The 26,427-nt window shown below is 71.7% G+C and carries 28 protein-coding genes; 14 read left to right on the top strand and 14 right to left on the bottom strand.

Annotated elements, in window-relative coordinates:
- Window positions 1-77: 77 nt before the first annotated feature.
- Window positions 78-278: a hypothetical protein gene (locus tag Aco03nite_RS01085; protein WP_203792641.1), complete on the bottom strand. Its 201-nt coding sequence runs from the start codon at window positions 276-278 to the stop codon at window positions 78-80.
- A 237-nt stretch (window positions 279-515) separates the two neighbouring features.
- Entirely contained in the window at window positions 516-1,949 is a 1,434-nt protein-coding gene (locus Aco03nite_RS01080; RefSeq protein ID WP_203792640.1) for a recombinase family protein, read from the bottom strand.
- Between the two features lie 41 nt (window positions 1,950-1,990).
- On the opposite strand from Aco03nite_RS01080, the gene Aco03nite_RS01075 reads away from it, so the two are divergent.
- The 4 genes from Aco03nite_RS01075 to Aco03nite_RS01060 all read left to right on the top strand — a co-directional run bounded on the left by Aco03nite_RS01075 (window position 1,991) and on the right by Aco03nite_RS01060 (window position 3,732).
- The gene (locus Aco03nite_RS01075; RefSeq protein WP_203792655.1) at window positions 1,991-2,173 is read left to right on the top strand and encodes a DUF4352 domain-containing protein; all 183 of its coding nucleotides are present in this window, start codon (window positions 1,991-1,993) and stop codon (window positions 2,171-2,173) included.
- Complete coding sequence (locus Aco03nite_RS01070; RefSeq protein WP_203792639.1) at window positions 2,170-2,568, top strand: hypothetical protein; 399 nt, start codon at window positions 2,170-2,172, stop codon at window positions 2,566-2,568. The genes Aco03nite_RS01075 and Aco03nite_RS01070 overlap by 4 nt, the downstream gene beginning before the upstream one ends.
- Before the next feature lie 227 nt (window positions 2,569-2,795).
- The gene (locus Aco03nite_RS01065; protein ID WP_203792638.1) at window positions 2,796-3,188 is read left to right on the top strand and encodes a DUF2752 domain-containing protein; all 393 of its coding nucleotides are present in this window, start codon (window positions 2,796-2,798) and stop codon (window positions 3,186-3,188) included.
- Between the two features lie 25 nt (window positions 3,189-3,213).
- Complete coding sequence (locus Aco03nite_RS01060; RefSeq protein WP_203792637.1) at window positions 3,214-3,732, top strand: RDD family protein; 519 nt, start codon at window positions 3,214-3,216, stop codon at window positions 3,730-3,732.
- Window positions 3,733-3,777: 45 nt separating this feature from the next.
- Here the strand turns inward: Aco03nite_RS01060 and Aco03nite_RS01055 are convergent, their stop codons facing one another.
- Together Aco03nite_RS01055 and Aco03nite_RS01050 are read right to left on the bottom strand one after the other, a co-directional pair.
- Window positions 3,778-4,368 carry a hypothetical protein gene (locus Aco03nite_RS01055; RefSeq protein ID WP_203792636.1) on the bottom strand — a complete coding sequence of 197 codons (591 nt, stop codon included), beginning with the start codon at window positions 4,366-4,368 and terminating at the stop codon, window positions 3,778-3,780.
- Window positions 4,369-4,573: 205 nt separating this feature from the next.
- A complete protein-coding gene (locus tag Aco03nite_RS01050) occupies window positions 4,574-5,038 on the bottom strand; it encodes an Asp23/Gls24 family envelope stress response protein (RefSeq protein WP_203792634.1) in 465 nt (154 codons plus the stop codon).
- A 526-nt stretch (window positions 5,039-5,564) separates the two neighbouring features.
- On the opposite strand from Aco03nite_RS01050, the gene Aco03nite_RS01045 reads away from it, so the two are divergent.
- The 5 genes from Aco03nite_RS01045 to Aco03nite_RS01025 all read left to right on the top strand — a co-directional run bounded on the left by Aco03nite_RS01045 (window position 5,565) and on the right by Aco03nite_RS01025 (window position 9,695).
- Complete coding sequence (locus tag Aco03nite_RS01045) at window positions 5,565-6,185, top strand: restriction endonuclease (protein WP_203792632.1); 621 nt, start codon at window positions 5,565-5,567, stop codon at window positions 6,183-6,185.
- Window positions 6,186-6,792: 607 nt separating this feature from the next.
- Window positions 6,793-7,149 carry a PadR family transcriptional regulator gene (locus Aco03nite_RS01040; RefSeq protein ID WP_203792630.1) on the top strand — a complete coding sequence of 119 codons (357 nt, stop codon included), beginning with the start codon at window positions 6,793-6,795 and terminating at the stop codon, window positions 7,147-7,149.
- A gap of 171 nt (window positions 7,150-7,320) precedes the next feature.
- Window positions 7,321-8,310: a permease prefix domain 1-containing protein gene (locus tag Aco03nite_RS01035; RefSeq protein WP_203792628.1), complete on the top strand. Its 990-nt coding sequence runs from the start codon at window positions 7,321-7,323 to the stop codon at window positions 8,308-8,310.
- A gap of 478 nt (window positions 8,311-8,788) precedes the next feature.
- Window positions 8,789-9,382, top strand: a complete 594-nt coding sequence (locus tag Aco03nite_RS01030; RefSeq protein WP_203792626.1) for a hypothetical protein — start codon at window positions 8,789-8,791, stop codon at window positions 9,380-9,382.
- 70 nt (window positions 9,383-9,452) lie between these two features.
- Window positions 9,453-9,695, top strand: a complete 243-nt coding sequence (locus Aco03nite_RS01025; RefSeq protein WP_203792624.1) for a hypothetical protein — start codon at window positions 9,453-9,455, stop codon at window positions 9,693-9,695.
- Here the strand turns inward: Aco03nite_RS01025 and Aco03nite_RS01020 are convergent.
- Entirely contained in the window at window positions 9,621-10,706 is a 1,086-nt protein-coding gene (locus Aco03nite_RS01020; RefSeq protein WP_203792622.1) for a hypothetical protein, read from the bottom strand. The two genes, Aco03nite_RS01025 and Aco03nite_RS01020, sit on opposite strands and share 75 nt — an antisense overlap.
- A gap of 147 nt (window positions 10,707-10,853) precedes the next feature.
- Here Aco03nite_RS01020 and Aco03nite_RS01015 point away from each other — a divergent pair, with 147 nt between their 5' ends.
- Window positions 10,854-11,825, top strand: a complete 972-nt coding sequence (locus tag Aco03nite_RS01015) for a hypothetical protein (protein ID WP_203792620.1) — start codon at window positions 10,854-10,856, stop codon at window positions 11,823-11,825.
- Here Aco03nite_RS01015 and Aco03nite_RS01010 read toward each other — a convergent pair.
- The 9 genes from Aco03nite_RS01010 to grpE all read right to left on the bottom strand — a co-directional run bounded on the left by Aco03nite_RS01010 (window position 11,800) and on the right by grpE (window position 23,935).
- The gene (locus Aco03nite_RS01010; RefSeq protein WP_203792619.1) at window positions 11,800-12,498 is read right to left on the bottom strand and encodes a Crp/Fnr family transcriptional regulator; all 699 of its coding nucleotides are present in this window, start codon (window positions 12,496-12,498) and stop codon (window positions 11,800-11,802) included. The genes Aco03nite_RS01015 and Aco03nite_RS01010 overlap by 26 nt on opposite strands.
- Window positions 12,499-12,603: 105 nt before the next feature.
- Complete coding sequence (locus Aco03nite_RS01005) at window positions 12,604-13,587, bottom strand: hypothetical protein (protein ID WP_203792618.1); 984 nt, start codon at window positions 13,585-13,587, stop codon at window positions 12,604-12,606.
- Between the two features lie 232 nt (window positions 13,588-13,819).
- Window positions 13,820-13,990 carry a hypothetical protein gene (locus Aco03nite_RS01000; protein ID WP_203792617.1) on the bottom strand — a complete coding sequence of 57 codons (171 nt, stop codon included), beginning with the start codon at window positions 13,988-13,990 and terminating at the stop codon, window positions 13,820-13,822.
- Entirely contained in the window at window positions 13,983-15,539 is a 1,557-nt protein-coding gene (locus tag Aco03nite_RS00995; protein ID WP_203792616.1) for a TRAFAC clade GTPase domain-containing protein, read from the bottom strand. The genes Aco03nite_RS01000 and Aco03nite_RS00995 overlap by 8 nt, the downstream gene beginning before the upstream one ends.
- On the bottom strand, window positions 15,539-17,941 hold the full coding sequence (locus Aco03nite_RS00990) for a GTPase-associated protein 1-related protein (RefSeq protein ID WP_203792615.1): 2,403 nt from the start codon (window positions 17,939-17,941) through the stop codon (window positions 15,539-15,541). The genes Aco03nite_RS00995 and Aco03nite_RS00990 overlap by 1 nt, the downstream gene beginning before the upstream one ends.
- A gap of 3 nt (window positions 17,942-17,944) precedes the next feature.
- Entirely contained in the window at window positions 17,945-19,123 is a 1,179-nt protein-coding gene (locus Aco03nite_RS00985; protein WP_203792613.1) for a hypothetical protein, read from the bottom strand.
- The gene (locus tag Aco03nite_RS00980; protein ID WP_203792611.1) at window positions 19,123-21,759 is read right to left on the bottom strand and encodes a hypothetical protein; all 2,637 of its coding nucleotides are present in this window, start codon (window positions 21,757-21,759) and stop codon (window positions 19,123-19,125) included. Before Aco03nite_RS00980 ends, Aco03nite_RS00985 begins: the two co-directional genes overlap by 1 nt.
- A gap of 6 nt (window positions 21,760-21,765) precedes the next feature.
- Window positions 21,766-23,427, bottom strand: a complete 1,662-nt coding sequence (locus Aco03nite_RS00975) for an Hsp70 family protein (RefSeq protein ID WP_203792609.1) — start codon at window positions 23,425-23,427, stop codon at window positions 21,766-21,768.
- On the bottom strand, window positions 23,420-23,935 hold the full coding sequence (grpE, locus tag Aco03nite_RS00970; protein WP_203792607.1) for a nucleotide exchange factor GrpE: 516 nt from the start codon (window positions 23,933-23,935) through the stop codon (window positions 23,420-23,422). Before grpE ends, Aco03nite_RS00975 begins: the two co-directional genes overlap by 8 nt.
- Before the next feature lie 64 nt (window positions 23,936-23,999).
- On the opposite strand from grpE, the gene Aco03nite_RS00965 reads away from it, so the two are divergent.
- From Aco03nite_RS00965 to Aco03nite_RS00950, 4 genes are all read left to right on the top strand, one after another.
- A complete protein-coding gene (locus Aco03nite_RS00965; protein ID WP_203792605.1) occupies window positions 24,000-25,487 on the top strand; it encodes a vWA domain-containing protein in 1,488 nt (495 codons plus the stop codon).
- Window positions 25,488-25,632: 145 nt separating this feature from the next.
- Entirely contained in the window at window positions 25,633-25,884 is a 252-nt protein-coding gene (locus Aco03nite_RS00960; RefSeq protein WP_203792603.1) for a nickel-binding protein, read from the top strand.
- A 22-nt stretch (window positions 25,885-25,906) separates the two neighbouring features.
- Complete coding sequence (locus Aco03nite_RS00955) at window positions 25,907-26,116, top strand: hypothetical protein (RefSeq protein ID WP_203792601.1); 210 nt, start codon at window positions 25,907-25,909, stop codon at window positions 26,114-26,116.
- Window positions 26,117-26,143: 27 nt separating this feature from the next.
- Window positions 26,144-26,350, top strand: a complete 207-nt coding sequence (locus Aco03nite_RS00950) for a tetratricopeptide repeat protein (RefSeq protein WP_203792599.1) — start codon at window positions 26,144-26,146, stop codon at window positions 26,348-26,350.
- Window positions 26,351-26,427 lie beyond the last annotated feature (77 nt).

Raw genomic sequence — 26,427 nt, 5'->3', positions numbered from 1 at the left:
CGCAAGGCGCTATGATCGGCTGGTCTCGGACAAAGACACGAACGGGCGGTGCTGATCTTGAATCGGCCGCCCGTTCGTCATACCCGGGCTTCGGCGGCGACGATCGGCGCGAGCAGCGCCGCGATCTCTGCCCGCTTCTCGGTGGACAGATCCGGCCAGCGAGCAGCGATGGAGCGGGCGTACGTTTCGGGTGAGTGCCGCTCAGCACCAGCGCGCCGGGCACGTTGGGAGCGGAACTCGGGGTCGGCACTGCTGCCGCGAAGAGCCGTTTTAGACACGGCAATTCCTCCGGAAGTAGGTGGAAGATTGCGCGCCATGTGAAGAGACATTTGTTGCAGTTGAAATCACGACCCACGCCGGCCGGAGCCCTGCGGCTCGATCGATACGTTACGAGCTAGCTAACGGCATCCGCAAGATGACATTTCAAGGATCGGGCGGACATTCGAAAAGGGCCCCCGTTTCCGGAGGCCCCTCACCATTCTTTACATGCATATCGATAAAGTTTTTGTCGCAGGTCAGAGGGGTTCAACCGTGATGAAACGCTTCGGGTCGAAGGGCTGCCTGCCCCGGAGCGGCGTACCGAGGGTGATCGTCATTACCCGGCGGATCAGGGCCTGCCTGCGGTGGACATCGCGCATCGCCCGCCATGCCGCTACCGGGTCATCCCCGAGCACCTCCGTCAGCGGGTCCACCCGTCCCGCGGCAACCACCGCCGCGTCGATCTCCGCGAGCCGCGCTTCCGCCTTGTGGATCGCGTCCTGCAGCGCCTTGCGCACCGCGCCGGACTTCGCCAGAGCGAACTCCGCGGCTACCTCGCCGAGGTTCACGCCGATCACGCGGCGTTCCTCTTCGAGCGCTGCCGTGTCCACCGCGCCTGCGGACTTCTCTGGCCGAGGGAGTAGACGTTGCCGCTCGTCTTCCTTCGTCAGCAGCAGCTCGACGATGCCGCCCGCACCGGCAATCCACTCGTCGATCGGCTCGGCCTTCCAGGTTCGCCAGCAACCGGGGCATTTGTAGGTCCGCTGCTTGGCCCGGTTCCGGCTGCTGGCCACCGTCCTCCCCTCGCAGCGCTCGCACCGATACAACCCGGTGCCGAGGAACTGGAGCTGCACGGCGCCGCCGTTGGTCAGCCGCTTCGGGTCGTCCAGGATGACGCGCAGAGCGCGCCAGGTAGCCACTGGCACGATCGCCGGGTGTGCAGCTGGGTACTCGATCGGCTCGGGCGGATCCTCGCCCGGTGGGGTCGGTGGTTGGTAGAGCCGAAGTCCGGCGATCCGTGGCGCGCGGAGGATCCGGCCGACGTTCGCCGATCGCCAGATGCCGCCGTTCGCGCTCTTGATCCGACGCTCGTTCAGGTCATCTGCGATCGCCTTCAGCGATCCACCGGCCAAGACGTGGGCTGCCCATCGCTCGATCTCTGCCGCCTCTTTCGGGCGCAGAGCGCGCCCGCCCTTGCGCAGGCCGTACGCCCGGCCATGCCCGTGCGGTTCGGCTTTCTCGGCACGCTGCCGGGCTGCGTCGAGCACGCGCTCCGAGGTCTCCTCCGCCTCCTCAGCGGCACGAGCGGCCATCGTCCGGCCGATGCCCCGGCCCTGCGCGGTGTTGAGATCGAAGCTCGGCGACTTGACGTACAGGAACCGGACGCCATACTTCGTCGCCAGGTCGATCAGGTCTTCGTACTCCCGCGGTGTCCGGGTCAGCCGGCCTTGCGTGAGAGCGACGATCACCTTGATCCGGCCGGCGCGGGCATCGGCCAGGAGGCGCTGATACTGCGGGCGCTCCTTTCTGGCGCTGGTGCTGGCTGAGATGTCGTTGTCCGTGTACGGCTCCCCGCCGATCAGGGCCAGTCCCTCACGCTCGGCAAGAGACCGATTCTCTGAGAGCTGCCGGGTCACACCCAGCTCTCGGCCTTCCCGGTCGGCTGAAATCCGCTGGTAGGTGGCTGCCATCTGCCCGCTTGTCGTCTGCCTCATAAGGCAGTAGTTTATGCATACTCGACTCGTCGGCGGCTATCTACGCCAATGAGGACGGGCAGGTGCTATTCGAGGAGATCAACCCGGGCAACAGCGTCAAGGGCAAACTGGTCTTCGACATCCCGGCGGACAAGAAGCTCACCTCACTGGAGCTGCACGACTCGATGTTCTCCGGCGGCGTGACGGTGGCGCTGCGATGAGCGTGAGCCGGCTGGAACGTACCAAAGCGGGCTTTACGGTCGTCGCCGAGTGGGACGGGTCGGACTTCGAAGGGCCGCAGCGGGTCACGGTCGACGGGGCGGAGATCGGGGCCCGGACGATGCGCCTGGTGGGGCGGCTGGTCGACGACATGACCGCCGAGTTCCACGAGATGCCGTTCGTGGGGGCGTTCCAGGTCATGGTCCGGCAGTACGCGGAGGACCGGCTCGCCGAGCTGCCCGCCGACGAGTTCCACAGCGGGCTGCTCGCGCTGCACGACAAGATCGACTCGAGCGGGCGGGTCGAGGCGGTGGCCACACTCGCCGCGGCGATGCGGATGCCGGAGGAGACCGTCCGGGCCTGTCTGCGGGTCGCCCGCCAGCGCACGAGTGACTGACATGGAATCGTCATCGTGGCCTCTGTCACGTGCGAATCGGGTTTACGAATCCGATCTTCGGACGAACGCGCCCGGAATGCCGTCATTTGCGGCAGTCACGGAGCGTGAATTCGAGTCTTCGCAGGCCATGCCTCTCACCGTAAGGTTCCATCGATCGGATTAGGGGTCGCCTCAACCGGGGTCGCACCTTTATGCTTCCCGGGCTTTCCTGATCAGAGGTGTTTTCGTTGCGCTTGTTCTCCGTGCCTGAGCGGATCGGCGGCTTCGGCTGGCTGGTCGCGGCCGCGGCTACGGTGTGGCCCGCGCTCGTCGACCACACCGGGGCGGCTCTGCCGTGTCCGTTGCGGACGGTGACCGGCATACCGTGCCCGGGCTGTGGTCTGACCACCGCCGCCGTGGCACTTGTGCGCGGGCAGTTCGGTGCGGCGATCGAAGCCAATCCTCTGATCTTCGGCCTGGCGGCGTTCACCGTCGCCGTGGTCCCGCTCGTGGCACTGCGTGCCGTGGGATTGCTGGGACCGCCGCGTCCGTGGTCGTCCGAGCGACGGCGGCTGATGGGCTGGATCGCTGGACTGCTCGCCGTCGCGAGCTGGCTATATCAACTGCAACGGCTCGTGTAGAGCCGCCCCGATTGAAGGAACTCGAATGAGCTACCCGCCCCCGCCCGCCGGCGACCCGTACTCCAACCAGCAGCCGCAGCAGCCGTATGGTCAGCAGGCCTATGGCCAGCAGCCCTACGGTCAGCCCACCGCGGCGTACGCCGGCTGGGGCACCCGCGTCGGCGCCTCCCTGATCGACGGCCTGATCGTGGCACCGTTCTCGATCCTGGCCGCCACCCTCGGCATGGGCACGGACGCCGCGACCGGTCTGCCGACCATCAACGCGTTCTACTACATCTTCATCCTGCTCGCCTTCCTGGTGGCCGGCTACAACCGCTGGTACCTCGGCGGCAAGACCGGTCAGACCTGGGGCAAGAAGGCGCTCAACATCCGCCTGGTCAGCGAGAACACCGGCCAGCCGATCGGTGCCGGCAACGCGTTCGTCCGGGACCTCGCGCACATCCTCGACGGCATCCCCTGCTACATCGGTTACCTGTTCCCGCTCTGGGACCAGAAGAAGCAGACGTTCGCCGACAAGATCTGCAAGACCCTCGTCGTTCGCTGACGTTTTTCTTCCGGAAGCCCCGCCACGGCGGGGCTTCCGTCTTTTTCACCGGCTCGCACAGAACCGGGCCAGCTCCTCGGCGCCGTGCGGCTCGATCCACTCGTACCTGCCCCGCAGCAGGTCGGCCCGCTGATCGACGGTGTTGACCGCGGCCGTCAGCTCACCCCACGGCATCGTGACGTGCACCAGAGTGCGTTCTATCCCGTACGGCAACGAAGGCAGGTTGTCGTCGGCTGTCGCCCTCAGCAGCAGGCCCGCCGTCGAGATGTCCTCGACCCGCCCGCTGACCGCGACCAGGTGCCGGCCCTCCACGTTCTCGATCCGGGCCGTGCCGACCGCCGGATAGGTGCCCGGCCGCCGGGTCGCGGTGCGCCGCTGCACCACATCGGTCGGGGCGTCACCGATCACCGACAGCAGGTCGTTGCGCAGCTCCGCCTCGACCCAGGTCACGCCCGAGCCGGTCACCAGTTCCAAGACGCCGATTCGCCGTACGCCGGGACCGTCCAGACTCAGCACCGGGATCGGCGGGAGCTCGCTGATGAACGGCGCCTCCACCGCCTCCAGCGAGACCAGGACGATGCCCTGGATGTCCGGGCAGCGAAGGGTCAGACTGCTGCCCGCCGGGACGGTGATCATCGTGCCTCCCCGGTGCGCTCGCGGGCCGTCGAACCGCACGTTACCTGCACCGGGGCGCCGTTTCGCCGGTTTCCCCAGTTCTCCGGGGAACCGTCAGTCCTGGGATCCACCGGTCCTAGGACTGACCAGACCTAGGACCCACCAGACCTAGGACCCACCAGCCCTGGGACCCCCCGGTCCTAGCATCGTCCGGTCCTAGGACCCGTCAGTTCTCCGGGATGCGGATGTCGTCGACCTTCACCGTGCACTCGCTGACGTGCAGGCCGTAGCTCTCGACCGCCTTGATCACCTTGGTCCGCACCTCGGCGGTCACGTCCGCGATCACCTCGCCCGCGGAGATCACCAGGATCACCGTGACCTCGACATCCGTGCCGTCCACCTTGGCCCAGACGCCACGGGTGGCGTCGCCGACCTTGTCCAGGCCGATCTTGTCGAGCACCGAGTTGAAGAACCGCGCCACGTCACCGCCGAGCTCCACCACACCCGGCACCGACCGGGCCGCCGCGGACGCGATCTTCTCGACGACCTCGCGCTCGAACTTCGTCTCGCCACGGAACGCCGCGACCTCGATCACCTCGGCACCCCCGTGCGCCGGCGGCACGGCCGGGACCACGGCCGACAGGTAGAACTCCTGCGTACGGTCCGCGTGGAACTCGGCCTTGTCACTCATATCCGTCTCTACCGCGCCTTCTCGCCGTGCCGAATCAGATCCGGCTCGAAGCCTACTAGTGAAAGTTCCTCGGTCTACTCGCGAAAACGCGCCACGTCATTTTTGTCGTACCCCTCACCTACAGTTCGTGTGCGGTCGACTCCACAGAGGAATTTTTCGATCCCTCGACGTGGGGCGATCGGCCGGGCCCGGCTCCACGGCCGCTGGTCAGGTCCGCTGTGGCGGGCCGATCCCGCGGATCGTGGACCTGCTCCGCAGTCGTGGATCCGACTCGGAGTCGACAGCGGTGGGCCCGGTCCGCTTCGCCGTCGGACGTTCCTGCGCCTTCGTGTGGGTGACTCGCCCTCGAGCGGTTCCACCCCTTCACTCGCGGGGGCTACCGACCGGCTGACTGGCTCGCGGTGCCGACTCGGTCGCGGGCGCGGGCCGTCGCTGCTCGGGAGGACCGCGGTGGCGGGGGGGTGAGGCAGCGCTGGAGGGCTGCGACGGCAGGTGCGGTGGGGATGGTCCGGTAGGGAGGGGTTCGATGGCTCGGCGGGGGCGGTTCACGATGACTCGGCGCCGGCGGCGGAAGCGTGGTGGCCGGATCCATCCGATGGTCGCGCTGGTGGGCCTCTCCGGGATGATCCTGGCGCTGGGGCTGCTGGTCGAGGCGGTTCGCGCGCATCCGGTGATCGCGGCGACGGTGGCCGGGACGGTGCTGGCCGTGGCCGGGGCCTGGTTCCACCTGCTCACCGGGAAACAACGGCGGTTGGCCGACCACGAACGGCACATCTCGGTGACCGACGGCATGTCCGGCCCGGAGTTCGAACAGTTCGTGGCCCGCCTGATGCGGCACAGCGGTTGCAGCAGCGTGCGGGTCTCCGGTGGAACCGGCGACATGGGCGCCGACGTGACCGGTCGCGCCCCCGACGGCCGCCGCCTGGTGGTCCAGTGCAAACGCTACGCGGGCTCGTTGGGCAGCCCACACGTCCAACGTTTCGCCGGCACCGCCCGCGAGATCCACAAAGCCGACGTGGCCCTCCTGGTGACCACCGGCCAGCCCACCCGCCAGGCTGTCGAAGTGGCCCGCCGCTGCCGAATCACCCTGGTCGACCGAGCCGCCCTGGCCCACTGGGTGACCACCGGAATCCCACCCTTCCCCTGATAAGAGCCAGGAGTCCCACCCTTCCCCTGACGGGAGCCAGGAATCCCGCCTTTCCCCTGATGGGAGCCATCGGGTCAGCCGTTGGCAGCCTCGGTGCCTGGTAACCGCGAGCGGGTGAGCACTCCCCGCCCCTGACCCGGCATTCGCCCACCCTTCTTCGCCACCATTCCTCGCAGCCGGGCCTCGGGTTGGCCGACGCGCAACCCCTCCTCGGCCGGGCGCTCAGTTCTCCCGGTGGCCCGCTCACCTGCCGCCTGACCTACGGGCCAGTTGGCTTCCCGGTGGGATCGGCCGTGTTCGCCTTCGTGCCCGACGAGGCCCTGATGCGGGCCCGCTCGCTGGAGAACCAGCCGGGGCCTCGCCTTGGCTTCTCCTTGTTGCCGGTGGTCAGCGGGACCGGGGATCGAAGACTGCCTCGAAGCGGGCTCCGAACTCGGCGGATCGATGGGAGCGCCCGCGCTGGTGTCGCCGGGGTCAATTCGGAGGGCTGAAAACCTGCTGCGCCGCTGGTCGGCATGGGTGGCCGGGAGACCCGTCGAGCACCGGAGCGCTCTGCACAATGGTGTGGGGGTTGTGATGGTGTGTGAGACACAGTATCGTTTCTGGCATGACAATGGATGCCACGCTCGCAGGGCATCTGCAGGAGTTGCGGCGCGGCACTGTTGTGGTCGCCAGCCTCACCGTCCTGCGGGAGCCGGGATATGGGTACTCGCTACTGGAAACGCTCGGTGCGGCCGGGTTCGAGGTGGAAGCGAACACGCTCTATCCGCTGCTGCGGCGGCTGGAGACTCAGGGACTGCTCACCAGTGAGTGGAACACCGATGAGGCCCGGCCGCGGAAGTTCTACCGGACCACGGCACAGGGCGACGCGATCGCGGCCGCGCTTCGGGGCGAGTGGGGCCGGCTGGACAAGGCGGTCAACGAGTTGGACGCGCCCGCCGGCGACGACACCGGCGAGACATGAGAAGGACCAGCACCAATGCACATCAGGGCGGCGAACGGCGCGAATGCCGCGGCGCCCGGAAAGGCCCGGCCGGGAACAGCGGTGGACGGTTCGGGCAGGTGGGGCGTCGGGTCGGGGTGGATCCGGTGGGCGGTTCGGTGGCGGTTGCGGGACGGACTTGGGGAGAGAGCGATGACGAGCATCATTGACCGGTACGTCTGGACCGTGCTGCGCCGGGTGCCCGAGCAGCAGCGGACGGACATCGAGCGGGAACTGCGGGCCTCCATCGAGGACGCCGTGGACGCCCGGGTCGACGGGGGCGAGGACCGGGAACCCGCCGTGGAACGGACGCTCCTCGAACTGGGGGATCCGGACCGGCTGGCGGACGGGTACGCGGAGCGGCGGTCCTATCTGATCGGGCCGGAGTTCTACCCGGTGTGGCGGCGGTTGCTGATCACGCTGGTGGCGACCGTACTGCCAATTGTGGTGATCGTCGCCGTTGTCCTTCGGGTGCTCGGGGGCGCGACCTTCGGGGAAGTCGTCGGCACCGTCTTCGGGACACTGTTCACGGTGGGGGCGCACCTGGTGTTCTGGGTGACGCTGACCTTCGCGATCATCGAGCGGGCCGGGGTCGGGCGGGGCGAGCTCCGGGGGCGGCGGGCCTGGGGTCTGGAGGATCTGCCGCGGTACGAGCCGGGCGTCATGACTCCGGGGCAGCTCGCGGCGGCCGCACTGTGGCCGGTGCTGCTGATCGCGGCTCTGGTGCTGCAGCAGTTCACGTTCACCGAGGTGCCCGTGTTGAATCCGGGTAACTGGACGTTCTGGTGGCCGTACCTGATCGTGGTCCTGGTGCTGGAAGTCGGTTATGCGGCTTGGCTCTTCCGGCGTGGTGGCTGGGGGCACACGGTGACGATCGTGAACGCGGTGCTCGCGGTGCTGTTCTCCGGGCCGGTCGTGTGGCTGGCGGCCAGTGGCGGGTTCTTCAATCCGGAGTTCGTCGCGACGCTGGACTGGGGGACGGTGGATCCGGCGCGCTGGCTGGGCAACTCGGTGATGATCTTCGCGGTGGTCGGGGCGGTGTGGGACATCGCCGACGTGGCGGTGCGGACCGAGCGGGCGCGGCGGGGCCTGCCGACCATGGTTCCGGGGACCGGGCGGGAGTTCACCTCACCGCTGTCCTGACCACCGGCAACACGAAGCTAGAAGGACGCGATGTCCCGATTTTTCGGGACATCGCGCTTTGCTTTGTGCCGACGGCTGGCAACCGGCGACCGACCGGCAAGGCCAGCGAGGAAGGTAAAGGAAGAAGGCAGGCCGAACGCGGAAGGCAGAAGGAAGGAGAAGGAGCAAGCCCGCGAGGAGAGCGGAGGGAAGCCAGGGCTAGAAGGGCGAACCGCGCGGAAGAGCGAACCGCACGGAAGGCGGAGAGCCGGAGAGGAAGAAGGGCAGGGAGGGCGGAGAGGAAGGCGGAGGAGGGGCGGGGCGGGCGGAGTTCGGAGACGGGTCTGGAAGAGCTCATGTGGGGGCCGGGGCTGCCGATTCTCGCGGCACTACCGGAGAAGAGCCCGGCTGGAGAGCCGGGCAGTGATGCTCCGAGAACCGCACACGGATGAGCGGGAAGGACTCGGCAACAATCATGAACAGAGTTACGCGGCTGCCTGTGCCAGTTCGGGACGACCGGTGGAAACCGTCGAATCCGCTGCTGGAGAACGTGATCCGCAAGTACATCGACGAAGCCCGGAGCGAGGTGTGTGACACCACCGGCAGTGCCAGCACGCTGGCCGCGGGTGGCATGGTCCTGGTGGCGCTGGGGATCATCCTCGCGGCCGGCTCCGGGGATCCGGTGCTGGCGATGATGGTGGTGGTGGCGCTGGGGCTCGGCGGTCTGGCCTACACCGGCGTCAAAGCACCGCCGCTGCGGCTGGACACGCTGCAGATCCTGGCGCCGATGGGTGGCCCGGGCAACCTGCCGGCCGGCTATCTGGTGCACCCGCTGGCGTGGGAGGCCGGATTGCCCGCCTACCTGGTGGGTATCCCGGAGCGGCGGCTGCGTGTCGCGATCGACCTGTGCCGGGAGCATCCGGGTGCGGTGACCGATCTGCTGCGGCTGGTGGAACGGGCCGAGCGGCACGTCGCCGAGTTCAAGCCGGGCCGCGACTTCAGCCCGGAGGGGCGGCTGCAGGAGGTTCACAAGATCGCGACGAGAATGGTGGAATACCAGGTCCGGCTCGTTCCGGCGCTGACGCAGGGCTGAACCTGTCCGCCAGTTACCAGTGTGCGAGCCAGACCGTCGCGGAGAAGAGGCCCTGACTCATGATCAAGATATGCGTTCGGTAGCCGGCCGGATGGAACTGACGCCGGGGCAGCAGGAGCGGATCCGTGGCCTTCTCGAGGAGGCGCTGCGGGAGGCCGGCCGGGCTGCCCTGGAGAAGCACGACGCGGCGGCGGTCAGCGATTTCATCACCGACCGCCGCCGAGCCCTGGAGCAGATGTCAGCCGGCCCGCACGATCCCGAGGACGTGCTGGACCAGGACGGAGAGGGCGGCGGGGTCGGTGAGCAGCGCTGACACCCGCTCGTCGGAGGCCGGCGCCCCGATCGGGCCGTGATCGATCTCGTCCGCGCCGGTGCCGCCCAGGAAGAGTGTGGTGAGCACCTCGACGACCGTGAACGTCGGGTCGTCGCCGCGCCGCAGCCGCTCCTGAAGGGCCAGGACGGCCAGCCCGGCCAGGTCACCGATCCGGGCTTCGAGGATCTCGGCGGGACCGGCGGCGAGCAGTGGCCGGGGTTCGCCGGGCTGTTCCCCGGGTGACCCGCCGACCGGCGCGGTCTTGCGGCCGAGCGGCTGGTCGATGTTCTTCTCGTACCACCCGGGGCGGCGGCGCATCACCGCGAGGACCCGGTCGACGTCGGCGCGGGCCCGGTCCGGGGTGCTGCCCCGGTGGTCGCCGGTGAAGTCGGCACGGTCGCGGGCCCAGCTGCCCACCGGCCACTCGGTGGCGCCGACCCCGGCCGGCAGCCCCACCCAGGTGAGGATCTTCAGCGCGAGTTCCTCGAGCCACGGGTCGTCGAGCGCTTCGGCGAGGGCCCGGGTCATCCGCGGGCGCTGCTGGGCGCCCTGTTCACCGCGGCGGCGCCGGTGGCCGTCGATGGCGGCGTTCTGTGCGCGCCGGGCGAGCCAGCCCTCCAGGTCGCTGATCGGCGCGGTGGCCGACATCAGATGGTCGATGACCGCTTCCAGGTCGTCCTGGAACCCGTCGAGACAGGTGTCCTCCATCTGGTGCAGACCGTGCCCGCACTGGTTGTGACCGCGGTTGCGGGCCACCCGGCGGGTGATCACGTCGTAGACGATCGGATAGGCCACCTCGAAGGCGGCCGGGAGCAGCCGCCGTCGCTCCTCGGCGCCGAGTGTCCCGAGCAGGCCCTGCGTCGCCAGATGACGCAGGCGGGCCCGCTCCTCGGCGGCCCCGTCACGCTGGCGCGGGATCCGTGGCCGCGAGGCCGGCCCGCTGTTCGTGCGCGCACGGGTGAGTGACGACGTTTGATCGTCACTGTCAGTGACCCCATCCCCCCAATTCATCGAACCATCCTGGCGTGTGCCAATTCCGGATTGCGGCCCTTCAGTGGCCAGGTTTCTGGCCGCCACGATGGCCATCCGGGTGATGACGGTCCGTAGCCACTCGACGGGCCTCTCAACGGGACCGCAGATATGGACTACGGTCTGTCTGTGCCCGACTCCGATCTGTACGAGGAGCTGAAGAAACTCCGCAGAGGGCGGGGTGTCGACCGACCGGGGCTGAGCCGTTACATCGGCCCGGAGACCCGTCGCCGCTGCCGCCTGGGCCCCGGCGACAAGGAGTCCCGGGTGCGCGCCGCGGTGGTGGCGATGCTGTCCGGTCTGGCCGCCGGGCTGGCCCCGGACCTGCGCCGGGCGGCCGAGCTGGCGTTCGGGCTGGACCGGGAGTTCCGGCTGGCCACGCTGGCCGACCGGGAGAGCCGGCTGGCCGATCTGCAGACGGTGTCGGTGCGGACCGCCCGCCGCCGGATGAACGACGCGCTGGCCGCGATGGCGGTGGCCGGTGAGGACGTCCCGGCGGCGCCCGAGGATCCGGCGGCCGGGTCGGGCTGGCGGGTGTCGTCGCTGCGGGCGCTGTTCCGGTTGGACACCTGCACCCCCGAGCTGTACGAGATGCGCACCATCACCGCCACCCGGGAGATCGACGAGATCACCATCCGGATCGGGTTGCCGGAGGCGCCGGCCGGTGTCGGGGCGGCCGAGGTGGACGCCCTGTTCGGCGCCCGGATCAGCGCGGTGGAGCAGCGTAACGGCGGGAGCAGTCAGAAGGTGGTGCTGCGGCTGCCGGAGCGGATGCTGCCCGGCGACACGCACGAGCTGTGGCTGCGGGTGGTGCTGCCGCCGGGCCAGCCGACCTGGTCGCACTACGCGATCGTGCCGCTGGACCCGTGCGAGTCGGGGGTGGTGCGGGTGCGGTTCGGGGACCGGCGCCCGGCCGAGGTGTGGCTGATCGACGAGGTGCCGTACACCGATCTGCGCGAGCCGCCGGAGAAACGGGCGCTGATCGAGCCGTCCGCGCTGGGCGAGGTGATGCGGGAGTTCCACGGCCTGCGCGAGGGGTACGGCTACGGCCTGGCGTGGACTCCCCCGGCGCCGGTCAGATCCACTCCGCCGATTCGGTGAGCGCCCGCAGCCCGGCCTCGTCCAGGACGACGATCCGGCGGTAACCGGTCCGGACCAGCCCGGCCCGGCGCAGGTCCCGCAGCGCCCGCTGGACGGTGTCCTCCCGGGCCCCGATCAGTGACGCCAGCTCGGTCTGGCTGAGTTCGACCCGGATCAGCACCCCGTCGGCGACCGCCTCGCCGCAGCTGGTGGCGATGTCCAGCAGCACTCGGCCCAGCCGTACCTGCACCGGAAAGGCGGTGAACTCGGTGCGCCGCCGGTTGGCCCAGTGCAGCCGCCGCCCGACCGAGACGGTGAGCTGGGCGGCGACCAGCGGGTGCTCGTTGACGAACCGCAGGAACCCGGCCTGCCGGATCACCGTGGCGACGACGTCCCCGCAGGTGGTGACGGTGGCGATCCGGCCGCTGCCGGTGAGGGCGGCGAACTCGCCGACCAGGTCGCCGGGCAGCCGGATGGCGAGCAGCCGGGGTGTGCCGCCGACGGTGCTGGTGACCTTGACGTGGCCCTGCCGGATCACCTCGACCTGGGTGTCCTTGCGGCCCTCGATGAGCAGGTGCCGGCCGCCGGGGACCTTGCGGGTGGTGCCGAGACCGAGCAGTTCCTCGCGTTCGGCGTCGCTGAGCAGTGTCAGGAAGGAACCGGGGGCCCACGCCGGGTCGCCCTCACTCACCATGGTGGATTCCTGTCGCCGGATTGGCGGCCGGGAACGCGGAGAAATCCGGAATCCCCGGCGCCGGTGTGCGGTCGGATGCCGACATGGAATCACATCGATAGACCCTCACCCAACCATCTCCAGGACAGCGGCGACGATCCGGTCGAGCCGGGCCGGGTCGGTGAGGCCGCCGATGATCCCGCCGAGGGGATCGGCCGTCACGTGCGGCATCTGGTCCAGGGTGCCGGCGCAGGCGCCGCCGAAGATCGTGTGGATCACCTCGACGACCACGGACTCGGCGGCCTCGCCCTGCCCGATCCGCCCGGCGATCGCCCGGACCGCGGCGCCGGCCAGGTCCCGCAGCTCCGCCTCGACCCGGTCGGCGCCGTCGGCGGGGGCCAGCGGGAACAGCGGTTCGCCGTAGGTGTCGGTGGCCATCGCCACCACCGGCGGCTGCTTGGCGCCGAGCGGGCGTTCCACGTACGACTCGTACCACTTCGGGTGCCCGCGCATCACCGACAGCACCTGCTCGATCTCCCGGCCGACGGTGGCCGGGTCGCTGCCGGGCCAGTCCCCGGTGGCCAGGCCGCGCTTCTGCGACCACGACTCGACCGGCCACAGCCGACCGCCGGCGGTGCCGCTGGTGCCGACCCAGGTGAGGATGTCGGTGGCCAGCGCGGTGAGCCACGGGTCCTGGGCCAAACCGGTCACCAGCCAGCCGGGAAGCCGGGGCCGCTGCAGCGCGCCGCGGGCACCCCGGCGCCGGCGGTGCGCGTTCACGGTGGCGGCGTTGAGCCGGGGCGTGATCCACGCCTCCAGCTGCCGGATCGGCTGCCGGGCGTGCCCGAGCAGGTCGTCGACGACCGCTTCGACGTCGTCGTGGAACCGGTCCAGGCACTCGTCGGCCAGGTTGCCGACCCCGGAGGCGCAGACGCTGTGCCCGCGCTGCCGCTCGAAACGGCAGGTCACCCGGGCGAACACGATCGGCCACACCAGCTCGTAGGCGGCGGCGACCAGGCCACCGCGCTCCGGGCCGTCGGCCACCTCGGCGAGACGGCCGGCCGCGGCCAGCGCACGCAGCTGCGCCACCGGGCTGTAGGTAGTGACCACCGGCAACTCCTTCCGACATTCGGAAGGATGCTCCAAACGACCTCCGCCGGGGAGACGCCGAACAGCGGTTGGACCGTCCGAGGCGGGAATCGACATGATCGGCGGAGACCGCCCTCCGGTGGACAGTCGACCCATTCCGGCTATCCCGGCCCCGGAAGGCGTACAAGCCGCTGAAAGGCGGAATCCGGCGGCCCGATGACGACCCGGGGCCCCGTGAGGTGATCGATATCGGTCAGTCCAGTGACCAGATCCGCCGGATCAGGCCGAGGGTCTCGATCAGGACCCACTCGCCGAAGCGGGCCGGCAGACCGGTCCAGATCAGCCATCCGAGCAGCCCGGCCAGCACCAGCAGCACGATGATCCGGCCCACCACGTGGGTGACCGGCATCCCGGAGTCAGGCAAGGTTCCCCCATCCCCGGCCGAGGGCCCAGCGCAGCACCGCCGGTGGGCCGTCCGGCCCGGTGTCGCGGCCGGACACCAGGAACCAGCCCACCGTCCGGAAGTCCCGTTCCGCGGTCACCACCAGGTTCTCCAGCCCCTGGTCGCACAGCCAGGCACGGACCGCGGCCGGTTCGGCGGTGGGCGGGGTCAGCGGCAGCCGGGCCAGCAGGTCGGCCTTGGTGACCACGAACGCCAGCCGCCGGCGGCCGGTCGGCACACCGTACTCCCGCAGTCGTTGTGCGGTGGCGTCGTAACCGTCCTGCGGATCGTGCAGGGCCGCGCTGGCCTCGCGGAAGACCGCCGCCGACGCGGTGCCGTGCTCGTCGCGGATCCGCGGGATCGAGAACGGGTCGAGCACGAACGTGAGTGTCCCGGCGGCGTCCAGGTAGGCCAGTGTCGCGTTCTGCCGCCGGTCCACCAGGGTCTCGCCGGCCGCGTCGAACAGGTGCAGCAGGGTGGTGCCGCGGCGCTGCCGGATCCGGGTGGTGACGGTGACCGGGGCGTTGGTGGCGGTCTTCGGCGCCGGGGCGGACCGGGCGGTCAGCCCGGACCACATCGAGTAGACGGCCCGGCTGCGGTCGTCGGCCATCTCGATCGGGATCCCGGCCCGCTGTGCCGCGGCGTGCAGGCCGACCAGCGCCGACATCACGAACTGGGTCTTGCCCGCGGACGCCGCGCCGAAGACCGGCAGCCGTACCTCGCGGTGCACCCCGGCCCCGCTGAACAGCGGCTGCTCGCAGCTCGGGCAGAGCCCCTCCAGACGCCGGTCGCGGGCCGCCCGCAGCACGGTGGTCGGCAGCCGCAGCTCGCACGAGCAGCGCCGCCACAGCACGCCGAGGCGACCGGGGCGGACGTCGCGGTGCAGGTCGTCGCCGGACATCCGGTCGGCGTCGAGGTGTGGACCCAGGCAGCGGTACGCCGGGACGGCCGCCGTGGCGAAGCAGACCACACAGCTGGCCCGGGACCGCCGGACCACCCGCCAGACCCGGTCCACTCCCCGCATCAGCAGCACCACCGGCAGCCCGATCAGCCACATCACCGCCGTCACCGCGACTGTCACCACGAGCACCGCCAGGGTGCCGGCGAGCAGGCCCAGCGCGCCGCCGACCCGCATCACCAGCACCGGCAGCAGGGTGAGCGGCACCGCGGCGGCGATCGACTCCTGACCGAGGAATCCGAACAGGTGCTTGCCGAGGGCCCGGTTCCAGCGCAGCGCCCGCCCCAGCACGTCGGCGCCGTCCAGCACCACCTGGGCGGCGAAGTAGTGCGGCCAGGCGTGGTCACGGCGGACGAACTCGCCGCGCACCCGGCCCGGCAGCCAGGTGCGGGCCCCGGCCGGGGTGAGCGGTACGGGACCGCCCCCGGCGAACGTCATCAGGCCGCCGATCAGCGCGGCGACGGTCCCGGCGATGACCGCCACCGGGGCGAGGGCCAGGCTCAGCGGCACCACGACCAGCCACAGGCAGCACAGGCCCAGCACGATGACGACGACGACCATCACGACCGGCATCAGGTGTGCCGCCCGCCGAAGGGATGGGTGAGGCGGTACCTGGTGCGCCGGCCGGCCAGCGCCTCCACCCGCTCGTCCCACCGGCCGGTCCACCGCCGGCCGGCCGTGGCGAGCTGCCGCCCGGCCTGTTCCACCGCGCGGTCCGGCACCCGGACCAGCCAGTGGTCGACCGCGGTGGCCAGCGGCTCGAAGTAGTTCGAGGAGGCGCGCAGCGGGCCGAAGAACAGGTAGTAGCCGAGGGCGGCCAGCTCCGGGCGGGTCTCGGTCCGCAACGCGCCGGTCAGCCGGTCCAGCAGCGGATCGAGCAGGGCCGGATGCTGTTCCAGGACGCTGGTCACCGCGGTGTCGAAGCGTGGCAGGTCCAGCAGGGCGGCGGCCACCGCGGCGAGCCGGGCCGACACCAGCCGGGGCGGGCTGCCGGCCAGCGCCTCCAGCAGGCCGGGGATCAGGTCGTCGGCCGGATCCCGGCGCATCCGGGCCAGCGTGTCGGTGACCACCGCGTCCCGGGCCAGCACGGCGTCCAGCGCCGGGTCCGGTGGGATCAGCCCCTGGGCGGCGAGCCGCCGGGACAGCTGCAGGTCGGTGGCGCTGACCGGCGCGTCGGCGGTCGCCCGGCCGGTGACCGTGGTGAACACGCCGTCGATCGGCGGGGTGCTCTCCGGCGCGTGCTCCAGGATCAGCAGCATCTCGTCGTGGCGCGGTGTGCTCTGGCTGAACAGGGCGGTGACCCGCCGGGCGTACGCCGGTGGGTCACCGGCGAGCGGCGTCAGCTCGGCCCGGATCAGTGCCTCGCGGCTGGTGCCGGCCGTCCGGACGGCCGCTCCCAGCACGGCGGCCTCCAGCTCGGCGGTCAGGTCGGCCCGGCGGGCGGTCAGCCAGCGGCCCCACTCGGTGCCGACCCGTTCCGGGGCGGTTCCGCCGCGCAGCACCCGGCCCTGCAACTCGGCGAGCAGCAGGGGTTCGATCTCATCGCCGTGCGGCCAGTCCTGCCGGCGCAGCCGGGACGGGTCGTCGGCCAGGTACCGGACCAGCGCCCCGGTGGCCTCGCCCAGTCCGGCCGGGTGGATCGGGGCGCCGTAGCGGCGGGCCAGCCGCAGCAGCGCCTCGATCTGCGCGCCGGAGCGCCCGGCTGCCTGCAAGGCCTCGGTGAGCAGGTCGAGGACCTGCTGGTCCCGGCCCGGATCCCACTCGCCGGCGGGTAGCGGCCCGGGGCGTTCGGCGGTGACCCGGCCGCCGGTCAGGGCCTCCTCCACGTCCTTGAGCAGCAGCGCGATCCGTACGTCCGCGGCTTTCCCGGGCAGCAGACCGTCGCCGCCCGCCTCGTCCAGCCGTCGCAGCACCCCGCGTGGCCAGCGCTCGGGCATGTCGGCGAACAGGTCGGTGATGTCGGCGCCGTAGGCGTCCCGCAGCAGTGGTGGACCGCTGCGCAGCCAGGCGACCACCGTCTCGGCGTACCGCGCGGGTGGTTCCCGGTGCAGGATCGCGGCCGTGCCGAGGGCCGCGGCCGCCGCCTCGTCGGCGATGCCGGACTCGGCGGCCACGTCCAGGGCGTCGACCGCGTCGCGGGGGTCGTCGTCCAGGAAGAGGCCGACCCAGCGGCGGGCGGCGGGGGTGGCGGCGACCTCGGTGTGCCGGTGGGTGGTGAGGTCGAAGACCAGGTAGCCGAGGGTGTTGCCGACCTGGGTGGCGGGGCTGGCGAAGTCCGGGTGCACGGCGACGATCGGGGCGCCGGAGCGGGCCGGATCGTTGGAGTAGATCTTGAAGCCGAGGTGCAGGGCCCGCCCGCGCGGGATCAGCAGGGTGCCGGCGACCAGCCACTCGACGATCGTGGCCGGGTCGTCGCCGAGGAACAGGATCCGCCCGCCGTCCGCCGTTCCGGCCCGGTCCAGGGCGGAGACCAGGGCCAGCAGGGTGGCCGGGCCGTCCGGCTGGGCCTGCACGAACCGTTTGGCCCGGCCCGGTGACCAGGGGGTGTCCTCGGGGCTGACGGTCACCGGCGCGCAGCGGGTGGTCCCGGCCGGGACGGTGGTCCAGAACGCGGCGCCGTAGAGCTGGGCCGGGCGCAGGCCGCGGTAGTCGTCCGGGTCGGTGGTGACGATGGTGTGGGTGAGCTGGTTGCCCTCACGGACCCCGTTGGCCTCCCGGCCCAGGTAGAGGCCGGACGCGGTGGCGAGGTAACCGGAGGCGGACAGGTGGCCGAAGGAGGGCGGGTAGCGGTCGGCGGGCCGCCGGTCGGCCATCCAGCGGGCCGGCGGTTCGTAGAGCAGCCGGTCCCGGACCAGGTTCTGCGCGGCGCCGGCCCGGTCGCTGGAGCGGGCCTGGAACTGCAGGCCCGCGCCGCCGGTCAGGCCCTGCCCCGGCCGGCAGTCGGTGTAGACGAGCGTCTCGAAGCTGCCGTCCACGGCTCAGCCCTTTCCGGGGACCACGTTGAACCGGTTGAGCAGCCACAGCAGTGGTTCGTCGACCCGGAACGGGTGCACCCCGCGCGGATTGACCAGGTCGTTGTCGTAGTCGGGCTCGATGCCCAGGGCGGAGACCGCGAAGTACCGGAACTGCTTGTAGTTGTGGATCAGGTGGTTGTCGATGTCGTCGGCGCCCCACTCGGCGAGCTGGGCCCGGACGTACTCGTGGGTGGCCCGGCCGGCGGTCTCGTCGTAGAACGGGCCCGGTTGCGGTTTGCGGACCAGCGGATGGTCCTGTCCCCACAGGTCGAAGAAGGCGTCGATCTTGGCGAACACCACGGCGACCGGGATCGGGATGTTCTTGCGGCCGCCCAGGTGCCGGCTCTCCCGCAGGTTGTCGGTCACCCGGTTGAGCACGTCCACGGTGGAGGCCCGGGTCTTGTACGCCGACTCCGGCAGGTTGATCTCCTGACGGGCCCGGGGGATCAGGAACGGGTCGAGCAACAGGATCAACGCGTCCGCGGCGCCGAGATAGCGCAGGTTGTCGACGGTCTCCATGGCCGCCAGGTCCTCTCCGGCGGTGTCGAAGAACGACAGGAACGTGGTGCTGTGCCCGCCGATGCGCCGGCGCTGCCGCCAGGCGAACACCACCGGGTCCCGGCGCCCGCTGACGGCGGCCTGGGTCTTGGCGTAGAGCTGCCCGTTGGGGAACAGGTCCCCGGCCACGTCCAGGAAGTCGGCCCGCCCCGACTCGTTGTTGAACTGCTCGTCACCGGTCAGCCGGACGTCGGCGTCGAACCGGCGGCCCATCCCGTGACGCAGCTGGTCGGCGAGGATCCGCAGGTAGACGCTCTTGCCGGTGTGCGGGGCGCCGGCCATCGCGATCAGCGGGCTGTCGCCCTCGCCGAACGTGGCCGGCAGGCGGCTGTGGCAGTGCGGGCAGACCTTGATGCCGGAGGCGGTGTTGCAGTCCTCGTGCACCGCCGAATGGACCGTCCCGAGCAGCCGGCCGGGCGCCGGGAACGCCGGCAGCACCAGCTCGTCGATGCCGGTCAGCTCCCGGCGGACCGGGTCGTGCCGGGGCAGGCAGGCCGGCCGGCCCGGGCCCTTGCGCCCGGTGCAGCGGAACCAGAGCCGTCGTGGATTGATCCGCTCGTAGCAGTAGGGGCAGGCCAGAGCCATCAGGACACCTTCATGTCGTCGATCGGGTCCACCACCCGGATGCCGTGCGGCCGCACCACGAAACAGCGCAGCCAGTACGGTTTCGGGCGCTTGGCCACGGTGAACGGGACCTCCCACGGATCCCCGGGTGCGAGCGTGAGACCGGTGAACCGGAGCAGGCTCTCGCTCTGTTCCGGCCGGGTCGGCATGGCCGGGCCACCGGCGACGACCAGGTGCAGTTCGACGTCCTCGCAGACCCGGTCGACGGTGACCCGCAGCAGGCGTCTGCCCTGGCCGAACAGCCCGCCCACCCGGGGCAGGTGGTAGTGCAGGACGGTGGCCACGCCGTCGACCGGCACCGTCTCCGGCAGCGACATCAGGTCACCGCCACGGCCGCGCAGCACCGCGCGGACGGCGATCTCCCCGGCGACCGGCGCGGTGATCCGGCAGCCGGTGTCGGCGACCTGGCCACGGGTCATCCGGCGGCGTACCTCCCGGCCGTCGTCCGGGGTGTAGACCACCTCGACCAGGCTGACCGAGGCCGGCCACACCCAGGTCAGGGTGATCTCGTCGCCGGTGCGGCGGGCGTGCAGCTGCCGCACCGGTTCGACCACCCCGACCGCGGCCGGTTCGCCGACCACGGCCGTGCCGGAGCCGTCCAGGGTGAACGGCACGTAGACCTGGCGGCCGCTGGGCACGGTCACCTCGATCCGGGTCTCCGGGCCCTGGACCAGGCGCTCGGCGATCAGCGGCTCCCCCCAGGCGAGCACCTCGGCCTCGGCGACGGTGTCCCCGGCGGCCCACCCGGGCGGGCGCTCCGAACGGCGGACCGACACCCGCCCGGCGGCCGGGGTGGCCCAGGTGATCCGGGCCGTGGCGGTGCCCCGGTCCAGCGGGGTGAGGTGCACGGTCAGCCGCTCGGCCCAGGGCGGGGCGTCGGTCGGGGCGCCGGCCCGCACCACCACGGCCGGGGCGGTCACCTCGGCCCCGGCGGCGTCCCGGTAGACGGCCACCAGCGAGTACCAGCGGTCCGAGCCGTCGGCCGGGATCCGGTCGTAGAGTCCGCCGGCGCCACCGGGGATCGGTTCGCCGTCGTCGTCACCGGCCGGCCGCCGGCCCACGGTGCGCCGGACCCGGACCCGTTCCGCCCGGGGATGCGCCTGCCAGGAGAGGAACACCTCGGCCGGTCCGGCGCGGACCTGGACCGCGCTGACCGGCGGCAGCACGGTGATCGCCACGGTCACCGGGCGCGACCAGGTGCCGGCGCCGCTGCCGGCGAAGACCGCGTAGTGGCGGGGCCGGCCGGGTTCGGTGAGCTCCTCGGTCAGCTCGGTGCCGTCGACCTCACCGACCAGCTCCCCGTCGCCGGGTGTCGTCGGCGGGGTGTCGCCGCGGACCACCCGGTAGCGCAGCGGCCCCGGGCCGGGCCCGGTCCAGGACAGCACCACGCCGTGGTCCCGGGGCCGAGCCACCAGGTCCCGGGCCGGGGGCGGCGGCAGCGCGGCGAGCCGTCGTTCCAGGTCCTCGTCGTCGGCGGCGATCCGCTGCGCGTCCCGCAGCATCAGCGCGGCCTCGGACTCCCGCCCGGCGTGCAGCGCCTGGTCGGAGCGGTCCCGCAGGGCCCGGGCCTCGTCCAGGCGGCGGGTGACCAGGTCGCTGAGCTCGGCGTTCTCCGGGTGCGCGGCGGGCAGCGCGGCGAGGGCCTGCCGGGCGGCGAGCAGCCGGCCGTCCTCGACCAGCGCCCGGATCCGGCCGGCCGGGTCGGCGGCCTGCTCGGCGGGGAGGCTGAAGACCAGCGTGCGGGCCTCGGCCGGGTCCAGGCCGGTGTCGACGGCCGTGCGGATCAGCGAGCTGTCCGGCCGGTCGCCGCGGTCCCGGCGGAGCAGGTCGACGAGCTGGAACAGGGCCAGCCGGCGCAGGTCGGCGCCGGTGTCCAGGGCGGTGGCCAGGATGCCGTACGCCTCCTTGCGCAGCCGGGTGCCGATCGCGTCGGCGGCGGTGTTGGCGGCCGCCCGGCGCTCGGCGAGCAGTTCCCGGTCCAGTGGCGGGGCGCCGTTGAGCAGCGTGAACGTGCCGAGCCCGGGGTGCAGCAGGTGCACCACGGTGGGTACGCCGATCTTGCCGAGCACGTCGGACAGGTTCCGGTACGCGCGGGCGTCCAGGCTGCTGTCCGCGGGCAGCGCCACCGGTTCGGCGACGGTCAGCCCCGCCCGGCGCAGCGCCTCGCCGACCGCGGCCCGGTCCAGGGCCGGATAGTGGCGCGCCACGGCGTCGAGGCGGTCCCGGCTGATCAGACCGACCGGGCCGTACGCCTCCCGCAGCTCGTCGGCGAGCCGCCCGCCCTCGGCCACCGCGCCCCGCCGGTCCTGTTCGGCCCGCTCCCGCCACCAGGCCGGGTCGTGCATCCGGTCGCCGTGTTCCCGGCGCAGCTGCTCGTCCCGGGTGATCATGCGGGCGCAGACCCGGGCCGCCGCGCCCGCCCCACCGGACTGCCGCCGCCACAGCGACCGGACCTTGACCAGCTGCCCGGTGATCTCGGTGGAGCTCATGCCCGGGCCGACGGCGTAGTGCCGGGCCAGGTCGCCGGGCAGCGAGCCGGCCCGGTCGCGCAGCGGGTTGACGACGTCGCGCAGGTACGTCCTGGGATCGAAGGCCATCCGCGGTCAGGACCTCACCGTGATGCCCGCGACGACCTCCTTGGCCTCGTTCACCTGGGCCTCGCTGAGGATGCTGACCCGCACCTCGATGTCCAGCTCCTTGCCGGTGCTGGGTTCGACCGCGTGCAGCCGCAGCAGGCCCTCGTCGTCGACGACCATGGTGATGTCGACCGGGGAGCCGGCCTTCAGCGGGGGCAGGCCGCCGATCTCGCCGGAGCCGTGGTCGACCGCCTTGTTGGCGTCCAGGTCGGGGCTCTCGGTGGCGCCGGCCTGCTCGTAGATCTCGATCGAGACGGAGGTCTGGCCGTCCTCGATGGTGCGGGCGTTCAGCACCCGTTCGCCGCTGGGCAGCGCCTCGTCGGCGTGCACCAGGTGCTCGACGTAGTGCCGGTACGGCGTCACGGTGGGGTCGGTCAGCATCACCCCGAACGACTTGGGCAGCACGTTGACGATCTTCTTGGCGGCCATCTCGCGCAGCGCGTCCTCGTCCACCCCGGACCGCTGGGCCAGGTGGGTGATCCGGGCGTTCTGCTCCTCCGGCGTCGGCGCGGCGGCCCCGGACCGCTCCCAGTCCCACAGCGAGCGGCTGAACGCGTACCGCGCCGCGCCCTTGGCGACCGCCAGGTCGGGGTCGTGCAGTTTCGGCTGCCAGCCGGGCCAGCGCGCGGTCAGCCGGGCCCGGACCGCGGGCATCTTGCTGGACCCGCCGACCAGCAGCACCTCGTCGATCGCCGCGGCCGGGTCGTCGATCGTCAGCTTGGCGGCCAGTTTGCCCAGGGTGCGCTCGGTGTACTCGATGGTCCGGTCCAGGTAGTCGCGGGTGATGTCCTCGAACGTCTCCCGGCTGACCTCGACGTTGGCGACCGAGCCGCCGAACCGGATCGGCACCTTCCGGGTGGTGGCCTGGCTGAGGTGCCGTTTCAGTTCCTCGGCGGTCTGCTGCAGCTCGCTGAGGAACTGCTCGTCACCGGCCGGGTCGCCGTCCGGCTCGGCCCGCGCGATGAACTCGGTGAGCAGGTGGTCGGCCAGCCGCCGGTCCCAGTCGACGCCGCCCAGCTCCTGGTCGCCGTCGGTGCACAGCACCTCGATCAGGTCGGCGGAGATCCGGATGACGGTGGTGTCGAAGGTGCCGCCGCCGAGGTCGTAGACGAGCACCGTGCGCGGCTGGTCACCGCGGTGCATCTCGTACTGCAGGGCGGCGGCGACCGGCTCCGGGACGATGCCGATCACGTCCAGCCCGGCGATCCGGCCGGCGTTGCGGGTGGCGTCGCGCTCCAGCATCCCGAAATACGCCGGGACGGTGATGACGACCTGCTTCACCTCCCGGCCGATGTAGTCGCGGGCGTCCTCGGCGAGGCGTTTGAGGATCAGCGCGGAGATCGCCTCGGCGCTGTGGCTGTGGCCGTCGAAGTCCCACTGGACCTCGCTGCCCATGCTGCGCTTGACCCGCTCGACGACCCGGTGCGGGTAGACCCGGGCCACGTTGCGGGCCGCCTCCCCGACGATGACCTCGCCGGACTCCTCCTCGAAGTAGACCACCGAGGGTGTGGTCTCGGTGTTGGTGATGACGTTGCGGATCACCGACGGGCGCCCGGTCTCGTCGATGTAGGTCACCACCGAGTACGTGGTGCCGAGATCGATGCCGAGGAAGGTCATCTCGTCAGACACTGGCTTCCACCTCCTGTTCCTCTGCCGCGGCGAGGTGGTGCACCAGCACCTCGGCCGGGGTCACCACCCGCCCGGACTCGTGATCGCGGTATCCGTCCAGCAGCACCCGGGCGACGGTGCCGTGCAGTCCGGGGTCGCCGGTGGGTACCGCGCCGGAGGCCCGGTGCTCCGACGGGTCGAGCGGGTCGCCGGGGGCCGGGCTGACCACGGTGACGCCGCCACGTTCCAGGGTGAGTTCGAGATCGTCGGCGTACGACCGGAGCAGCTCGGCGGCCCGCTGCCCGGAGAACTCGCCGGGCAGCCCGGCCGCGGTGCGCAGCAGCTCGTGCCGCAGTCGCCGCAGATCGGTCAGCAGCGGCTGCAGCAGCAGACGGCGTTCCCCGGAGCGCAGCGCCTGGTTGTCCTCGTGCAACCGGTCGATGATCTGCTCGCGGGCGGCGGCCCGGTCGTGGTCACGGCCGATCTGGGCCCGTAACGCGGCCAACTCGGCCAACAGCTCGTCCTCCACGCACGCCTCCACTTCAGACTGGTACCGGTAACTGACGGACAGGTTCTGTCCGTCAGTACTCGACGTGAGAATCATTCGCGCGCCGCGGATCGGATCGGCCGTCGTGGCCCTGTTGCTGGCCGTCCTCACCGGGCCCGTCCCGGCCCGGGCGGAACCGGGGCCACCGCCGTCGCTCGAGCAGGTCTACGCGACCCTGGGCATCGACTCGGTGCCGGCCGATCACGTGGTGCTGGTCGACGTGTCCGGATCCATGCGAGGCGCCCGGTACACGTCGCTGCGCAAGAGTTTGACCGGCTGGTTCGCCGCGCTCGCCCCGGAGGACTTCGTCACCCTGATCCCGTTCGACGGCACCGCGAAGGCCACCACCCGCAAGGTCGGCCGGGAACCCGCAGAGCTGGCCGCCGGGCTCCCGAAGGACGCGACCGGGCAGGGCACCGACATCGGCGCGGCCCTCGAGGTGGCGGTCACCGCGCTCAGCCGGCCCGGGGCGCCGCCGCTGGCCACCGTGGTGCTGCTGACCGACGGGCAGCACGAGCCGGGGCCGCGCAGCGCCTACCCACTGACCCAGGGGCACAACTGGAACGTGCTGGCCGGCCGGGCCGCGGCACTGGACAAGATCTCGCTGGAGGCGTACGCCGTGCCGCTCTCCGGATCGACCGGCGCCGGCCTGCTGAAGAAGGTCTTCCCCGCGGCCCGGGTGCTGGCCCCGGCCTCGGTCGACAAGCTGACCGCGCAGCTGACCCGGCCCAAGGACGCGGCGCGCCAGGCCAAGGCCCGCAGTCTGCTGGCGGAGGAGATCACCCTGCCGGTCGCGGTCTCCTGGCCGGTCACCGCGAGCGGCGAGGGAAGGAGCATTGCGGTCGTACGCCTGGAGTCGCCGATGCCGCACGTCCCGCTGATCCTGGAGAACCTGGCGGTGACCAGCGACAACGCCGACGTGGCGGTGAGTGTGCCGGCCGGGGTGATCGAGCTGCCGCCGAACCGGGACGTCACCGTGCCGGTGCGACTGGACTGGAACGCCGGGCCGGTGTCCACGGCGCCGTTCAAATCCGTCGACGACCTGGTCACCCTGCGCCTGACCGGGATCGTGTCCTCGCCGTGGGCGCCGGTGCTGACCGGGGATCTCGGGCTCACCCCGGCCTTCACCCTGGCCGGCACCCCGGGTGAGCGGGAGCTGTCCGCCGAGCGGGGCAGTCTCTGGCGGTGGCTCGGGGCGCTGCTCCTGCTGGCCGCCCTGCTGCTGCCGGCCCTGCGGTGGCGGCAGCGGCGGCTGACCCCGGCGCTGACCGGCTCGGTGCTGATCGAGCGGGCCGGGAACTCCGCGCACGAGCTGCCGCTGGCCGGCCGGAGCATGCCGCTCACCGCCGACACCGGCGTGCCCGGCGCCGGGGAGATCGTCGCGACCCGGGCCGGGGTCGGCTCGTCCGTCGTCCGGCTGCGGATCACCTACTCCCCCGACGGATCGACCGCCGGGCGCAGGTCGGCGACGATCGAACCCGGCACCACCGCCTCGGTCGCCGGCACCTTCTTCACCTGGCAGCCGGGCCGGTGACCGCTGTGCCCCGGTCATCACCCTGTCCCCCCGCTCACATGTTCACTGTGGTCGATGGTGTCGAGCCCGGCCGCGGGCGTCAAACGAGTTGTCGAACGCCGGCGCGATCGGATGGTCCACGACGGACCCGACGAGAGGAACGGTGATGGGCACATTCATGGACGTTCACCACATCGAGGGCGGGGTCGCGGCGGCCGACGTCGCGGCGGCCCACGAGAAGGACCTGGCGGCGCAGGGCGAGTTCGGGGTGAACTATCTGCGGTACTGGGTGGACGAGGAGGCCGGGAAGATCTTCTGCCTGGTCGAGGCGCCGGACGCGGACGCGGCCGCCGCCGTGCACCGCAAGGCGCACGGGCTGGTCGCCGACGAGATCTACCCGATCAGCGCCGAGGGCTGAGAAGCCGGGAGGGCCGGGCGGCATGGCACTCTCCGTGCGGCTGCTCGGCCCGCCCGCGACCAACCGGCCCTATCAGGTGCGCAGCCGCAAGAGCTGGGCGCTGCTGGCCTGCCTGCTGCTGGCCGAGCGGCCGCCGTCCCGGGCCCGGCTGGCCGGGCTGCTCTACCCGGAGGCCGACGATCCGATGCGGGCGCTGCGCTGGGGACTGACCGAGAGCTGCGCTGGGGACTGACCGAGATCCGCCGGCGCTGATCCACTCGTGGACCCGGACGGCCCGGCGGCGGCCCGGATCCTCACCTACCTGGGCTCGGTGGCCAGTGACCGCGCCGACTTCGGCCGGGCACGTGAGCTGCTGGACCGGGCGCTGGCCCGGGCCGGGGGACGGAGCCGGGCGTACGCGCTGTCGATGCTCGGCCGGGTGCACCTGCGCACCGGCGACCCTGACGCGGCGGCATGCGCGATCTGACGACCCGGGCCGCGGCACACCACAGCGCATTCACAGGAGTCAATGGACCTGCTAGCTTCACCTGACGTGATGGCGTG

Origin of the sequence: Actinoplanes couchii (assembly GCF_016862075.1) — a bacterium.
GTDB classification, from domain to species: domain Bacteria; phylum Actinomycetota; class Actinomycetes; order Mycobacteriales; family Micromonosporaceae; genus Actinoplanes; species Actinoplanes couchii.
This window is presented reverse-complemented; position numbering and strand designations above follow the sequence as displayed.

Coding starts and splice junctions, on each gene's coding strand:
- Aco03nite_RS00955 (WP_203792601.1), top strand. CDS start 25,907: ATGGCACTCTCCGTGCGGCTGCTCGGCCCGCCCGCGACCAACCGGCCC.
- Aco03nite_RS00980 (WP_203792611.1), bottom strand. CDS start 21,759: ATGGCCTTCGATCCCAGGACGTACCTGCGCGACGTCGTCAACCCGCTG.
- Aco03nite_RS01035 (WP_203792628.1), top strand. CDS start 7,321: ATGACGAGCATCATTGACCGGTACGTCTGGACCGTGCTGCGCCGGGTG.
- Aco03nite_RS00960 (WP_203792603.1), top strand. CDS start 25,633: ATGGGCACATTCATGGACGTTCACCACATCGAGGGCGGGGTCGCGGCG.
- Aco03nite_RS00985 (WP_203792613.1), bottom strand. CDS start 19,123: ATGGCTCTGGCCTGCCCCTACTGCTACGAGCGGATCAATCCACGACGG.
- Aco03nite_RS00995 (WP_203792616.1), bottom strand. CDS start 15,539: ATGCCGGTCGTGATGGTCGTCGTCGTCATCGTGCTGGGCCTGTGCTGC.
- Aco03nite_RS01070 (WP_203792639.1), top strand. CDS start 2,170: ATGAGCGTGAGCCGGCTGGAACGTACCAAAGCGGGCTTTACGGTCGTC.
- Aco03nite_RS01025 (WP_203792624.1), top strand. CDS start 9,453: ATGCGTTCGGTAGCCGGCCGGATGGAACTGACGCCGGGGCAGCAGGAG.
- Aco03nite_RS01055 (WP_203792636.1), bottom strand. CDS start 4,368: ATGATCACCGTCCCGGCGGGCAGCAGTCTGACCCTTCGCTGCCCGGAC.
- Aco03nite_RS01060 (WP_203792637.1), top strand. CDS start 3,214: ATGAGCTACCCGCCCCCGCCCGCCGGCGACCCGTACTCCAACCAGCAG.
- Aco03nite_RS01040 (WP_203792630.1), top strand. CDS start 6,793: ATGACAATGGATGCCACGCTCGCAGGGCATCTGCAGGAGTTGCGGCGC.
- Aco03nite_RS01020 (WP_203792622.1), bottom strand. CDS start 10,706: ATGAATTGGGGGGATGGGGTCACTGACAGTGACGATCAAACGTCGTCA.
- Aco03nite_RS01010 (WP_203792619.1), bottom strand. CDS start 12,498: ATGGTGAGTGAGGGCGACCCGGCGTGGGCCCCCGGTTCCTTCCTGACA.
- Aco03nite_RS01045 (WP_203792632.1), top strand. CDS start 5,565: ATGGCTCGGCGGGGGCGGTTCACGATGACTCGGCGCCGGCGGCGGAAG.
- Aco03nite_RS01050 (WP_203792634.1), bottom strand. CDS start 5,038: ATGAGTGACAAGGCCGAGTTCCACGCGGACCGTACGCAGGAGTTCTAC.
- Aco03nite_RS01080 (WP_203792640.1), bottom strand. CDS start 1,949: ATGGCAGCCACCTACCAGCGGATTTCAGCCGACCGGGAAGGCCGAGAG.